Here is a 14340-nt window from a genome sequence, read left to right as displayed (position 1 = left end):
GGAGTGAGCCGCTCGTGGACCAGAGCGAGGCCATCCTCGCGCGCTTTCTGGCGCTGCATCCCAAGGAGATCGACCTCTCGCTCGGGCGGGTGGCGCGGCTTCTGGGCGACATCGGGCATCCCGAGCGGGCGCTGCCGCCGACGATCCAGATCGCCGGCACCAACGGCAAGGGGTCGACCACCGCCTTCCTGCGCGCGATGCTGGAGGCGGCGGGCAAGAGCGTGCACGTCTACACCTCGCCGCATCTCGTGCGCTTCCACGAGCGCATCCGGCTGGGCGCGCCCGGCGGCGGCGCCTATGTCGACGAAGGCCGCCTGACCGAGATTTTTCGCGAGGTCGAGGCGGCGAACGCGGATCAGCCGATCACGCTGTTCGAGATCACCACCGCCGCGGCCCTGCTGCTGTTCGCGCGCGAGCCGGCCGACGTGCTGCTGCTGGAGGTCGGGCTCGGCGGGCGCTACGACGCCACCAACGTCGTGCCGTCGGCGATCGCGAGCGTGATCACGCCGGTGAGCCTCGACCACCAGAAGTTCCTCGGCGACAGCATCGAGGCGATCGCGCATGAGAAGGCCGGCATCCTGCGCAGCCTGACCCCGGCCGTGATTGCCCGGCAGGACGACGCCGCGCTCGCCGCGATCGAGCGCGAGGCGGCCCGCGTCGGCGCGCCGCTCGCCATCGCCGGACAGGACTGGCAGGCGCGCGAGGAGCGCGGCCGGCTGGTGTTCGAGGACGGCGACGGCCTGCTCGACCTGCCGCTGCCGCGGCTCGTCGGCCGCCACCAGATCGAGAACGCCGGCGCCGCCATCGCCACCCTGCGCGGTCTGCAGGCGCTCGGCGTCGGGGCGGAGGCGATCGAGGCCGGGCTCGGCTCGGTCAACTGGCCCGCGCGCATGCAGCGGCTTTCGGGCGGGCGGCTGCCGGCGCTGCTGCCGGAAGGCTCCGAGCTCTGGCTCGACGGCGGCCACAATCCGGACGGCGGCCGCGCCGTCGCCTCGACGCTCGCCGAACTCGACGAGCGCTCGCCGAAGCCGATCGTCATGGTCGTCGGCATGCTCAACACCAAGGATTCCGACGGCTTCCTCGAGGCCTTCGCCGGCCTCGCCGGCCGCGTCTACTGCGTGCCGATCGGCTCCTCGACCGCGGCCCGCACGCCGGACGAGGTGCTCGCGGCCGCCGAGCGCGCCGGACTGGCGGCTGAAGGCTGCGCCTCGATCGAGGAGGCGCTCGCCCGCGCCGCCCGCGCCGCCGGCCCCACGCCGCCGCGCGTGCTGATCATCGGCTCGCTCTACCTTGCCGGCGAGGCGCTCGCCGCCAACGGCACGCCGCCGCAGTAGCGAGCCCCGCGCGCTACTCGGCCGAGATCTTCGCCTGCGCGATCAGGTCGGTCCATTTGCGGCTTTCGGCGGCGATGAACGCTTCCGAGGCCTCGACGGAATCGCCGCGCGGCGTGAAGCCGAGATCGGCGAGGCGCGACTGCGCCTCGGGCGCCTTCAGCCCCTCGGCGAGCGCGGCGTTCAGCGCGCGCACCGCCTCGTCGGGCGTGGCGGCGGGCGCGAGCAGCGGATACCAGCTGTCGAGCGCATAGCCCGCGACGCCCGCCTCGGCGACGGTCGGCGTCTGCTCCCAACCCTTGGGCCGGGCCGCGCCGGTGGTCGCGAGCGCCAGGATCTTGCCGTCGTCGGCGAGCTTGCGGGCGTTCATCGGGCTGATGAAGGCCATGTCGATGCGTCCGCCCGCGAGGTCGAGGACCACTTCGCTGGTGCCCTTGTAGGGCACGTGCATGATGTCGACCGCCGCCAGCCGCTTGAACAGCTCGCCGCCGAGATGGAGCGTCGTGCCGACGCCCGACGACCCGTAGGTGAGCACGCCGGGCTGCGACTTGGCGAGCGCCACGAGCTTCTCGACCGAGGTCGCCTCGAAGCCGCTGCGGACGGCGAGGACGGAGGGCCCGCTCGCCGCGATGGCGATGGCGCGGAAGCCGTCGAGCTTGAACGGCGCGTCGGGGAGCAGCGCGGGCTGGGTGACGTAGCTGACGCCGGACGGCAGCACGACCGTGTAGCCGTCCGGGGTCGCCCGCGCGCTCACGCCGAGCGCCAGCGCGCCGCCCGCGCCCGGCCGGTTCTCGATGATCGCCGGCGCCTTGAACGCCCGCTCGAAGGCGAGGCCGACGAGGCGGCCGATGATGTCGTTCGGCCCGCCGGGCGGAAACGGGACGACGACCGTGATCTGACGCTCCGGGAACGCGGCGCGGGCGGGTCCCGCTCCGGCCGCGAGCGCGAGGCCCGCGGTCGCGGCGAGCGCCTGACGGCGGGTGACGCCTTCGGTCATCGTTCAGCTCCGCTGTGACTGTGACTGTCGCATGAAGGCTAGCGCATCCGCGACCAAAGTCGAAAGCCCGGCGCGGCTTCGGCGACGAAAAAGCCCTCCGGCGCGGTCCGCCGGAGGGCTTTCGTCGTTCAGAGCCGAGCTGTAGCGAGGTTCAGACCGCGCTCTCGATCCAGTTGACAAGCTTGGACTTCGGAGCCGCGCCGCGCTGGGTGGCGACGTGCTGGCCGCCCTTGAACATCATCAGCATCGGGATCGCGCTGATGCCGAAGCGGGTCGCGACCTCGGGGTTCTCGTCGACGTTCAGCTTCAGGATCTTCACCTTGCCGGCCATCTCGTTGGAGATCTCCTCCAGCGCCGGCGCGATGGCGCGGCAGGGGCCGCACCATTCGGCCCAGAAGTCCACCACCACCGGCTCCGTCGAGCGGAGCACGTCGTCGTCGAAGGTGGCGTCGGAAACCTTGGCGGTCGCCATGGATAGCATCCTTGTGTTGGTCCGGCGGACGGCCCGCGGGCGTGGGCGGTCCTGCTCTTCGTTCGGAGCGAACGTATGAACCGCCCGGGGGAGCGTCAAGCGAAGCGGATCAGGGCCTTTGGCCGCGCATGGGTCGGCGGTCACGGCAGCCGGTCGAGCCGCGGCGCGGCGGTCCACAGGATCGCGGCGCGCACCGGGCGGTCGGGCCAGATCGCGGCGAGCAGCTCGGCGTAGGCCGAAAGCTGCGCGGCGTAGCCCGGAGGGACCGGCGCGCCTTCGGGCGGCGGCCGGCGGTCGGTCTTGTAGTCGACCACCAGCACCTCGCGCTCCGTCACCGCGAGCCGATCGATGCGGCCGGAGACGGGGCGTCCGTCCGCGAGCGTCCCGACGATCGGGACCTCGCCGCGCCCGCCGGGGGCGAACACCGCGGCGAAGGCGGGATCGGCGACGATCGCGAGCGCGGATGACGTCGCCTCCGCCAGCACGTCGGGCGGCAGCGCCTCCGCCGCGCCGGCGGCGAGCCGCGCCGCCGCCTCCGCCCGCCGCTCGGGCGCGAGCTCCGGCAGCGCCTTCAGCAGCCGGTGCAGCAGCGCGCCGCGCGCCCGCGCCGCATCTGCGCCGGGCCCCGGGATCGGCGCCGGCGCGTCGGGATCGTCGACCGCGAGCGCGGAGGGCGACAGCGGCGGGCCGGGCGCGGCCTCCGGAGCGGCGGCGCGGCCGAGCCAGTCCGGCGGGGGAGCCTGAGGCGCCGGGAGCGGCAGCTCGGGCTCGCCGTCGGAGAACAGAGCCCCGACGCGCAGCCGCAGCGCCGGCTGCTCCATGCCGATGTCGACGCTTTCGACGCCCTCCGCGCCGGCGAGCCCGTCGCGGACCAGGTCGTACCACGCGCCCTCGGGGCGGGGGCGGCCGCCCTCGTGGCCGCAGACCAGCAGACGGTCGCGGGCGCGGGTCATGGCGACGTAGAGCAGGCGGCGGTGCTCGGCCTCCGCGCCGGCGCGCGCCTCGGCGCGTGCGGCGGCCAGGGCCGGCGGGTCGTCGTCCTTTCGGCCGGCCCAGACCGGGATCGGCGCCGCGCCGTGGCCCGCCTCCGGCCGGGGCACGTCGAGCAGCGCGGAGCCTCGCCCGGAGGCCGCGCCGCCGCAGGTGTCGGCGAGCACGACGAAGCCGGCCTCGAGCCCCTTGGCGCCGTGCACGGTCATCACCCGCACCTCGCCGGAGGAGACGTCGAGGTCGCGCTTGATCTCGGCGGGGGCTGCGGCGAGCCAGACGAGAAAGCCCGCGAGCGACGGCGCGTGGGTCGCGGAGAAATCCTGCGCGAGGTCGAGGAAGGCGTCGAGCGGGTCGTCCGCCTCGTGGCCGAGCCTCGCGCGGAAGGCGCGGCGCGCGCCGCCTTCCGCCAGCAGCCCGGCGTAGAAGGCGAACGGCGTGCGCTGGGCGGCCTCGCGCTTGAGCCGCTCCAGCTTCGCCGCTGCAACTTGCGCCCGCGGCGGGCCGCCTGCGAGCGCGTCCGCGAGTCGTCCGGAGCGCTGGGCCGCGACCGCCATCAGGTCGTCGTCGTCGAGCCCGAACAGCGGGCTCTTGAGCGCGCAGGCGAGCGCGAGGTCGTCGTCCGGCGTCGTCAGCGCATGGCCGAGCGCGACCAGGTCCATCACCGCGATGTGCTCGCCGACGATCAGCCGGTCCGCGCCCGCCACCGGCACGCCCCGGCTTTTGAGCGCGCGCAGGATCGCCTCGAACAGCGCCTTGCGCTGCCGCACCAGCACCAGCACCTCGCCGGCCGGAACCTCGCGGGCGGCGATCGCGCGGTCGATCTCGCGCGCGATCGCCTCCGCGAGCCGCACCACGGCGCTCTGCGGCTTGACCTCGTCGAACGGCGCGTCCCAGGCCTCCTCGGCGCCCTTGGCCTCGATCGCCGGCACGATTGGCCAGACCTCGACCGAACCGGGCGCGTCGCGGCGCGTCGTGGTGTGGTGGGTGCCGGCGGCGTCCGAGCTCAGGCCTGCATGGGCCTCCTCGCGGGCGAACACGAAATCCACCGCCCGCAGCACCACGGATGCGGAGCGGAAGCTCTCCTGCAGCCGCACGTCCTGGAACGGCCGCCCGGCGGCGTCGTGCTCGCGGCCGTAGGTCTGGCGCGTGGCGCCGAAGGCGGCGGGCTCGGCGCCCTGGAACGAGAAGATCGACTGCTTCTCGTCGCCGACCGCGAACACGGTGCGGCGGTCGGGGCCGCGGGCGCCTTCGCCGGCGGAGAACTCCTCGGTGAGCCGGCGCACGATCTCCCACTGCTGGGGCGAGGTGTCCTGCGCCTCGTCGACCAGCACGTGGTCGAGCCCGCCGTCGAGCTTGTAGCGCACCCAGGTCGAGCTGACCCGGCCGAGCAGCGCGCGGGCCTTGTCGATCAGGTCGTCGTAGTCGAGCAGCGCCTCCGCCGACTTGGCGCGGGCGTAGGCCGCGATGGTCGCCTCCGCGAGCGTCAGCAGCGCGTGGGTGCGCTCGACGATTCCGGCCGCGGCGAGGCGCGGCAGCAGGTCGGAGAGCCGCGCCATCTCGCCGTCGAGCAGCGCGGCGATGTCGGGATAGGCCGCGCGCGTCGCCTTGGTGAGGAAGGTCTTCGGCGCGCGCGGCTTGCCGGCGTCGGTCAGGAACAGGCTGAGATAGGCGTCCCGGCGCTCGCCCGGGTCGCGCGCCGCGACCGCGCGGAGCAGATGTCCGGCGAGCTTCTGGTCCGTGACGGAGCCTTCGACGAGCGAGGCCGCGATCGCCGGCCATTCGGCGTCGGGCACGCCGGCGCCGAGCACCTGCGCCTCCAGCGCCTCGCGGGCGTCGTCCGGGCCGAGACCGAAGGTCCGCGCCAGCGCCGTGGCGGCGCCGTCCGGTCCGCCGATCGCCGGGTCCTCGAACAGCGCCTTCAGCTCCGCCCGCCCGTGAAGCGCCTCGGTTACCGCGTCGTCGATGGTCTGGGCCGCGACCGTCGGCACGAGGCGCGCGAGCGCGCGGCCGACGGCGCCCCCGGGGTCGCGCGCGGCCTGCGCCAGCACGGCGGCGCGGGCGCGCGCCAGCATCTCGGCCTGATCGCGCGGGTCGAGCTCGGCGAAGCCCGCGGGCACGTTGGCCTCGAACGGGAACTGGCGCAGCAGCCGGCCGCAGAAGGCGTGGATCGTATAGATCTTCAGCCCGCCCGGCGTCTCCAGCGCGCGGGCGAACAAGCGGCGGGCGCCGGCGAGCCGGGCCGGGGAGGGCGGCGCGCCGTCGAGGCCCGCGATCTCGCGGCTGAGCTCAGCGTCCGGCAGCGTGGCCCAGCCGCGCAGCCGCTCCACCACCCGGTTCTGCATGTTGGCCGCGGCGGCCTTGGTGAAGGTCAGGCACAGGATGCGCGAGGGCTCCGCGCCCGAGAGCAGCAGGCGCACCACCCGCTGCACCAGCACGTAGGTCTTGCCCGAGCCGGCGTTGGCCGACACCCAGGCGGAGCTCGCGGGGTCGGAGGCGCGCGCCTGATCCGCGACGGTCCTTTCGCTCGGGCCGCTCACGCCTCGCCTCCGTCGCCCTCGGCCGCGCCGCCGGTCGCCGACCATTCCTTGACGCGGGCGAGATGGGCGTAAGGCCCCTCGGGGCGCGACAGGAACTGCGGATGCGACAGCGAGCGGTAGGGCTCGTCCGGGTTCTCGAACCGGTCGACCACCTGCCGGAAGCGCTTCAGCGCCTCGTCGGCGACGGCCTCCAGCGGCTCGGTCTTGTGGCGGATGTCTATGATCTCGCCGGCGGGGTCGCGGCCTGTGAGCCGCAGCAGCATCATGCCGCCGAGCGCCCCGGCCTTGGGCGCGATCCCTTCGAACCCGCCTTCGCGCAAGATCGCGCCTTCGAGCGGAAGCTGCGGCGCGAAGCCCGCGAGCGCCTGCCGCGCGGTCGCCGCGCGCCCGGTCTTGTAGTCGATCAGCACGGCCGAGCCGTCGGCCAGCAGGTCGATGCGGTCGGCGCGGACGTTGAGCGTGAATTCGCGTCCCGCGACGGTGGGGAAGGCGAAGGCGCCGGTCCGCTCGGCGTGGCGGGTCGTCACCTGCGCGTTCCGCCCGCGCTCGAAGGCGAGCGTCCAGTCGGCGATGCGCTCGAACCGCGGCAGCCACATCAGCCGCACCTCGTCGCGCTCGGCGAGATCGCCGAAGGCCTCGCGCCCGAGCCGCAGCAGGTTTTCCCGCGCTGCGATGTCATCCATTGCGACGCCAGACGAGAGAAACGCCTCCAGCGCCGCGTGCACCACGTCCCCGAGCTCGGCCGGGCCGGGAGCGGGGCCGACGGGGCCAAGCTCCTCGAGGCGCAGCACGTGGCGGGCGTAGATCGAATACGGATCGCGCAGCCAGGTCTCGACCGCGGTGACGCTCAGCCGCGTCGGCCTGAGCTCCAGCGCGGGGCGCGGCTCGGGCGGCCGGGTGGGCGGGGCGCGCCCGGCGTCGTCGAGGCGCTCGCCAAGCGCGGCGTAGCGGGCGCCGCGGGCCTCGGCCGCGGCGTAGTCCGCCGGCGCGACGGCGGCCAGCCGCTGCAGCCAGCGCGAGGGGATGGTCGGCGCGCCGCCGGCCTTGGCCGCGCGCGTCAGCACCGCCTCGCGCGCGCCGAGCAGCTGGCAGAAGTCGTGCGCGGACAGCCCGATCCGCCGCTCCGGCTGGGCGAGGCCGAGTTCCGCGCGCAAGGGGCGGTTGATCCAGGCGTCGCTCTGCGGCGCCGGCGGCCAGACGCCGTCGTTCAGCCCGCCGAGCACGATGCGGTCGACGCTGATCAGGCGCGCCTCCAGGGGCCCGAGGATGCGGAGCCGCGGATGCCGGTCGCGCCGGGGGCGGACCGTGCGGCCCGCCATCAGCGCCTCGACCACGCCCGGAAAACTGCGCGGCGAGATCGGATCGGCGCTCGCCGCAGCGTCGGCGAGCTCGTCGAGGAAGCGGCCGAGCTCCTCGGCGTCGTCGCCCTCGGGCGCGCCCGCGACGGCGTCATAGACCGCGCGCAGGCCGGTCGCGAGCTGGACGAGCGGCGTGGGGCCGGACGCCGCGAGGCTCGCGAGCGGCGCGAGCGCCGCCTCCAGCGCGTCGAGCAGGCGCGCGGCCTGAGCGCGGTCCGCGCCGCCGAAACGGGCGGCGGGGCCGCGGGCGCGCGCGTCGAGCGCGGCCCGGAGCGCCGCGAAGCCGGGCTTCGCCAGCGGCGTGCGGAAGGCGACGAGATCGAGCGCGTCGATCGCGCGCTCGGGCAGTCCCGCCTCCGCCGCAAGCCGGCAGGCGGGGGCGCGCAGCAGCGCGAGCAGGTTGGCGGGGGTTGGATCAAGCGCGGCGTCGGCGGCGAGCCGCAGCAGCGCGCCGGCGCGGGCGGCGCCGAGCGGCTGCCCCGCGCTGTCGTCGATCGCGACGCCCCAGCGTTCGAGCTCGACCGCGACCCGCGCGGCGAGGCCCCGGTCGGGCGTGACGAGCGCCGCGGTCTTGCGCGGCGTCTCCAGCGCCTCGCGCAGCGCGAGCGCGGCCGCCGTCGCCTCGCCGCGCGGGTGGGCCGTGGCGACGATCGCGACCTCGCCGAGCGCCGCGGCGCTCTCGGCCGGGGCAAGCGGCGCGCGGCTCCACAGGTCGGTGGTGTCGGCCGGGCGCAGCGCGTCCGCGACCAGTTTTCCGCGCGCGGCGAGCGGCCGAGGCGCGGGCGCGAGCTCCCTAACCTCGGCGCGCGCGAGGCCGAGCGCGCGCAGGAGATGGGAGAGGCCGCGCTGGGGGTGGCCGGCGAGCGCCGGCTCGTCGCCCTCGATCAGCGTCGCCCAGGAGGCGTCGTCGAGCCCGTCGCGGTCGAGCCCCGGCAGCGCGACGGCGCCCTGGGGCGCGTTGGCGATCGCCGCGATCAGCCGGCGGGTCGCCGGCGCCGAGCCGGTGGAGCCCGCCGCGACCACGGGCCCGCCGCCGGCCTGCACGCGGGCGATGGCGGCGTCTATCTGCAGCCGACGCCGCCGGCTGGGGTCCAGCCGCCGGATCTCGTCGAGATGCTCGGGCCAGAGGCGCAGCGCGACCTGCAGGAAGGACTGCGTGATCGCCCAATACTGGTCGTGCTCGCCGGGGGCGAGCCGGTCAAGCGCGGCGATGTCGACCTCCTCGGTCTCGATCGCGTCGATCAGCGCCTCGAGGTCGCCGGCGAGGTGGATCGCCTCCGCCGCGGTCGCGGGGATCAGCGGCCCGTCGTCGTCGCCGAGCGCGAGCGCGGACCGGTCGAGCGTCTCCGCGAAGCGGGAGACGAGCTTGGCCAGCGTCAGCCGGCGCTCCAGCGGCGCGACCGCGGGCGGCAGGTCGGCGTCCGCGTCGTCGAGCGGATCGGCCGCCTCCATGTCCGCGTCCACGTCGCCGAGCGGGGCGATGCGCGGCAGCAGGGTGGCGCGGCCGTCGAGCGCTTCGAGAAAGGCGTCCCGAAGTGCGCGCGAGGCGCGGCGTGTGGGCAGGAAGATGGTGGCGTCCGCGAGCGCCAGCGGGTCGCCGCGCGGCGCGAAGCCGGGGATCAGCGCGCCGTCCAGCAGGCCGTCGACCAGCGTCCGCAGGAACGGCGCGCCCGCGGGAATGGTGACGACGTTGGGAACGCGCGGGGAATCGCTCATCGCGGGCGAGGATAGCGCGGAGCTTGCCCGCCGTCAGAGATGCGCAGGCGGCGCTTCGCGATCGGCGCCCTGCCGGCGAAGGCCGGTCGCCGTCACACCACCGACAGGTCGATCGCCCGCTCGGCCTCGACGATCGCCTCGGGCGTGCCGACGTGCAGCCACACGCCGTCCAGCCGCAGACCGTGCAGGCGGTCGCGCTCGATCGCCTCGTTCCAGAGCCGGTTGATCGAGAACGGCTCGTCGCCGCGGTTCTCGAACGCCGCGCGCGGCATGATCGCGACGCCGGCGTAGGCGAAGGGCGTGACCTGCCGCTCGGCGCGGCGGCGCAAGCGGCCGTCGGTGAAGAACTGGAAGTCGCCGGCGCCCTCGAAGCCGACGCTCGCGGTGAGCGCCGCCACCAGCAGCAGCGCGTCCATGCGCTTCGGGTCCCACATCTCCGCCATGCGGGCGAGGTTCGGCCGCGCGCCGTCGATCCAGAACGTGTCGGCGTTGAGGATGAAGATCGCGTCGCCGCGCAGGTGGGGCAGCGCCTTGACCACGCCGCCGCCGGAATCCATCAGCCGGCCGCGCTCGTCGGAGATGATGATCTCCGGCGAGGTCCGACGGCCAAGATGGGCCTCCATCTGGTCGGCGTGGTGATGCACGTTGACCACCGCGCGCTCGACTCCGGCCTCGGCCAGGCGATCAAGCACATGGTCGAGCAGCGTGCGGTCGCCGACCGTCACCAGCGGCTTCGGCCGCGTCTCGGTGATCGGCTTCATGCGGGTGCCGAGACCCGCGGCCAGCACCATGGCGTCGGTGATGCGCGCGCTCACGCCGGCTGCTCCATGGCCCCGAGCCGCGCCTCGTACCAGGCGGCGAGATCGGCGAGGTCGGGATGGGCGAGGTTCGCCGCGAGCGTCTTCAGCACGCGCGGCAGGTTGGCGAGGTAGCCGGGCTTGCCGTCGCGCTTGGCGAGGCGGACGAAGATGCCGAGGATCTTGGTCGCCCGCTGCGCGCCGATGGTGGCGTAGGCGCGGGCGAAGGCGCGCGGCTCGAAGCTCGGGTCAGTCCGGCGGCGGCGCTCCAAATATCGGGCGGCGAGCGCCATTTCGAGCCCGTCTGGCATGTCGACGCGGGCGTCCTGCATCAGCGAGACCACGTCATAGGCCGGCGGGCCCATGACCATGTCCTGGAAGTCCAGCAGGCCGAGCTTGGCGAGCCCCTCGCGGTCGTCGCGCCAGGTGAGGTTCGGCGAATGGTAGTCGCGCAGCGTCCAGGTCGGCTCCTCGGCCAGCACCGGCTCCAGCGCCGCGCGCCAGAGCGCGTGGAACGCCTCGCGCGCCTCCGGGTCCGGCGAGACGCCGGTGGCGTGGGGCAGGTACCAGTCGTTCAGCAGCTCGCATTCGACCAGCATGGCGGCGACGTCGTAGGGCGGCACGCGGTAGAGCTCGCGGCCGACCGGCAGGTCGACGGGAAGCTCGCGGCCGTGCAGGTCGGCGAGCAGGTCGGCGGCGAGCTCGTAGCGGCTCGCGATCGGCTGGCCGCCGGCGGCCACCGGCTCGAAGCCCATGTCCTCCACCAGCAGGAAGCCGTTGACGAGGTCCTGGGCGTAGATCTGCGGCGCGGCGTAGCCGAGGCCGCGCAGCGCGTCGGCGACCGCGACGAAGGGCTTCACGTCCACCGCGAGCCGCGCCAGCGTCAGGTAGCTCTTGCCGTCGAAGATCGCGGGGCCGTGCGCGCGGGCCGGCGCGTCCATCAGGATCGCGGTGCGGCTTCCGAGCGTCAGGCGCTCGTAGAGCCGGCTCGACGCGTCGCCCTGCACGTGCTCGCGGCTCGCCTCGCCCCAGCCGGCGGCGTCGACGAAGCGTTTTCCGTCGCGCAGCCTCGCGAGCCGGCGCGCGAAGGCGCCGTAGCCGGAGAAGCGGGCGCGCCGCCCGGCGCCCCCCGGCGCGATGTCGAGCGCGAGGTCGAGACGGTCCGGCGGCAGTTCGGCGCCCAGCCGGTCCGGCCACTCCACCAGCACGATCGCGTCCTCGCCGGCCTCGTCCCAGCCGAGCTCCTCGAGCTCCTCCGGGCCGGTCAGACGGTAGAGGTCGGCGTGCACGATCGGGCCGCGCGGCAGGTCGTAGGTCTGCAGCAGCGTGAAGGTCGGGCTCGGCGCCTCGAGTTCGGGGTCGTTGGCGCGGGCGCGCACCAGCGCGCGGGCGAAGGTGGACTTGCCGACGCCGAGGTCGCCGGACAGGGTCACGAGGTCGCCGGGCTTCAGCGCGCGGGCGACGTCGGCCGCGAGCGCCGCGGTCGCCGCCTCGTCGGGCAGCGTCAGGTCCCAGGTCTCGACGCCGGGCTTCTGCGCCGTCGTCCGCGCCGCGCCGATCAGGCTCGCAGGGCCCCTCATTCGGCGGCCGCGGCGATGGCGCGCACGGGGAAGGCGCAGGTGACCACGGTGCCGACGCCGGGCTTGCTCTCGATCGCGACCTGCCCGCCATGCAGCTCCACCAGCGAGCGCACGATCGAGAGGCCGAGGCCCACGCCGCGGTGGCGGGCGCCGGCGGTGCGGCTCTCGAACCGGTCGAACACCTTCTCGATCAGCTCGGGCGAAATGCCGGCCCCGCGGTCGGCGACGCGGAAGATCACCTTGTCCTTCGAGCGCTCCGCGCTGACCCGGATCGACAGGCCCGGCTGCGAGAAGCCGATCGCGTTGGCGAGCAGGTTGAACAGCACCTGTCGGACGCGCTTGGCGTCCGCGACGAACACCCCGACGTCGTCGGCCGCCTCGATCTCGAGCCCGAGGCCGGCCTCCGCGAGCCGGTCGCGCACGCCTTCGACCGCGCCGTCGATCGCCTCGCGGATGTCGACAGGCCCGAGCTCCAGCTCCATGGCGCCGGCGTCGATGGTGGTCAGGTCGAGGATGTCGTTGATGATCGCGAGCAGGGCCGCCGATGACGACAGGATGTGCTCGACATATTCGCGCTGCTTGGTCGAGAGCGTGCCGAGCCGCGCGTCGCCGAGCAGCTGGCCGAAGCCGATGATGTTGGTGAGCGGCGAGCGCAGCTCGTAGGAGACGTGGTTCACGAAGTCGTTCTTCAGCCGGTCGGCCGCCTCCAGCGCTTCGGCGCGTTCGCGGAGCGCGCGCTCCACGTTCACGCTCGCGGTGACGTCGGTGAAGGTGGCCAAGGCGCCGCCGTCCGGCAAGGGCAGCGTCACCACGTCGATGATGCCGCCGCCGTCGCGGTCGATGCGGAGCGCGAGCGGCTGGCGCTCGTCCGGCATGGCGGTCAGGGCCATCTTGAGCCGGGCCCAGAGGTCGACGTCGGCGGCGCGGGCGCCGCAGGCCTTCAGGATCTCGTCGGCGTGCGGCCGGTTCGCGAGGTCGGCCTCGCCGAGCCGCCAGAGCGCGGCGAAGGCGGGGTTGTGCAGCTTCAGCCGGCCGTCGGAGCCGAACACGGCGACCGCCTCCTGAAGGTGGTCGATGGTCTCGCGCTGCACCTTGGTGAGCGCGTTGAAGCGGCTTTCGAGCTCCAGCCGCTCGGTGACGTCGTCGAACAGATAGGTGACGCCGCCTTCCGGATTCGGCGCGGCCACCACGCGCAGCGTGCGGCCGTCCGGCAGATGCCACCAGTGCTCGCGCGGCTCGATCGCGCGGTAGGCCTCGTGCAGCTCGGCCTTCCATTTGCGGAAGTCAGCCTCCTCCGGCAGCCGCCGGTCGGCGCGCAGCCGGTCCAGAATGGCGGCGTCGCTCGGGCCGCCTTCGAGGAAGCCGGGGTCGAGCGACCACAGCCGGGCGTAGGCCTGGTTGTGGAACGAGAGCGCGCCGTCCTTGCGGAAGATCGCTACCGCGGTCGCGAGCTCGTCGAGCGTGCGGCGGTGGGCCTCCATCTGGCGGGAGAGGTCGGCGCGGACGTCCTCGAGCTCTGAGACGTCGATCGCGATCGCCGCCGCGCCGGAAGGCGAGGGGGCCTCGACCACGTCGAAGATGCGGCGCTGGCTGGCGAACACGGCCGGGGCCCGCTTGCGGAACACCTGGCCCGCCTCGTTGGCGCGGCGGGCCGCGGCGCGGATCGTCTGGTCGAGGAACTCCGCGTTCTGCTCGACGGCCGCGACGCCGTCCTTCGCTTCGACGCCGCGGGCGTAGGCCTCGTTGGCGTAGGCGAGCCGGCCGTCCTCGTCGCGCAGCCACACCGGCTGGGTCAGCGCCTCGATCAGCGCGAGCGTGCGGCCGAGCGCGCCCTGAAGCTCGGCGTTGCGGTCCTCGATCTCGGCGCGCGCGAGGCGCTCGCCGGTGACGTCGCGAAGCCGCATCACGACCGCGCCGCCGACCGGCCGGCCGTCGGCCTCGATATGGCCGCCTTGCGGCGTCCGGAGCACCAGGCGGAACGGCTCGCCGCGCTGGCGCAGCGCGTCGATGCGAGCGTCAAGGCCGCGGGCGGCTTCGGGCTCGAGCCAAGCGCCGAAAGCGAGCAGCCGCCGTCCCACTGGCAGGCCGGCGAGGCGCGACGGTTCGCCGACGATCTCGGGCGCGCCGTCCCCGCGCCAGGTGACGATGACCTGCGTCTCGGAGGCGACGAGCGCCTCGGCGCGGTCGAGCCTGCTTCGGAGGTCGGCGATCTCGCGGGCGCTTTCGACGCCGGCGTCGACAAGGCGCTGGCGCGCGCGCAGCAGCATGATGGCGCAGGTCACGGCCACGAACAGCGCGCCGAGGAACAGCGCGAGCGCAGCGGTTTCGGAGGCCCCGAAGGGCGCGGCGTGGGCGGAGGCGGCGGGCAGGACGGTCGCCGCGCCTGCGATCGCCAGGCGAGCGGGTCCCAGTCGCGGCCGTTCGAACATATGCTGCAACCCCCACCGGCGGACCGGGGCGACAACTCGCTCCGGCTGCGGGAAACGTGCGCGCCGCCCCACGCGGCCCGTCACGAATCAGAGGTCAGTCTACTGACCGGGGGAATCGCCCCCAAGAGTCCAT

8 protein-coding genes are annotated in these 14340 nt (G+C 74.7%); 1 reads left to right on the top strand and 7 read right to left on the bottom strand.

The genetic code is table 11. The features are described from left to right. Positions 1–14 precede the first annotated feature (14 nt). Positions 15–1334 carry a bifunctional folylpolyglutamate synthase/dihydrofolate synthase gene (locus PKE78_RS02105; RefSeq protein WP_271199188.1) on the top strand — a complete coding sequence of 440 codons (1320 nt, stop codon included), beginning with the start codon at positions 15–17 and terminating at the stop codon, positions 1332–1334. 13 nt (positions 1335–1347) lie between these two features. Here the strand turns inward: PKE78_RS02105 and PKE78_RS02100 are convergent, their stop codons facing one another. The 7 genes from PKE78_RS02100 to PKE78_RS02070 all read right to left on the bottom strand — a co-directional run bounded on the left by PKE78_RS02100 (position 1348) and on the right by PKE78_RS02070 (position 14207). Next, positions 1348–2328, bottom strand: a complete 981-nt coding sequence (locus PKE78_RS02100) for a Bug family tripartite tricarboxylate transporter substrate binding protein (protein WP_271199187.1) — start codon at positions 2326–2328, stop codon at positions 1348–1350. A gap of 151 nt (positions 2329–2479) precedes the next feature. Continuing rightward, positions 2480–2800 carry a thioredoxin gene (gene trxA, locus PKE78_RS02095; protein ID WP_271199186.1) on the bottom strand — a complete coding sequence of 107 codons (321 nt, stop codon included), beginning with the start codon at positions 2798–2800 and terminating at the stop codon, positions 2480–2482. A gap of 140 nt (positions 2801–2940) precedes the next feature. Then, positions 2941–6327, bottom strand: coding sequence for a double-strand break repair helicase AddA (gene addA, locus PKE78_RS02090; protein ID WP_271199185.1), 3387 nt, complete (start codon positions 6325–6327; stop codon positions 2941–2943). Continuing rightward, positions 6324–9401, bottom strand: a complete 3078-nt coding sequence (gene addB / locus PKE78_RS02085) for a double-strand break repair protein AddB (RefSeq protein WP_271199184.1) — start codon at positions 9399–9401, stop codon at positions 6324–6326. Before addB ends, addA begins: the two co-directional genes overlap by 4 nt. Before the next feature lie 92 nt (positions 9402–9493). Then, a complete protein-coding gene (locus PKE78_RS02080) occupies positions 9494–10192 on the bottom strand; it encodes a nucleotidyltransferase family protein (protein ID WP_271200048.1) in 699 nt (232 codons plus the stop codon). A 20-nt stretch (positions 10193–10212) separates the two neighbouring features. Then, entirely contained in the window at positions 10213–11778 is a 1566-nt protein-coding gene (gene tsaE / locus PKE78_RS02075) for a tRNA (adenosine(37)-N6)-threonylcarbamoyltransferase complex ATPase subunit type 1 TsaE (protein WP_271199183.1), read from the bottom strand. Further along, a complete protein-coding gene (locus PKE78_RS02070) occupies positions 11775–14207 on the bottom strand; it encodes a sensor histidine kinase (RefSeq protein WP_271199182.1) in 2433 nt (810 codons plus the stop codon). The genes tsaE and PKE78_RS02070 overlap by 4 nt, the downstream gene beginning before the upstream one ends. Positions 14208–14340 lie beyond the last annotated feature (133 nt).

It is taken from the genome of Methylopila turkensis, assembly GCF_027922325.1.
In the GTDB taxonomy this organism is placed as follows: domain Bacteria; phylum Pseudomonadota; class Alphaproteobacteria; order Rhizobiales; family Methylopilaceae; genus Methylopila; species Methylopila turkensis.
The sequence above is the reverse complement of the archived record's forward strand: the minus strand, read 5'-3'. Positions and strand labels throughout refer to the sequence as shown.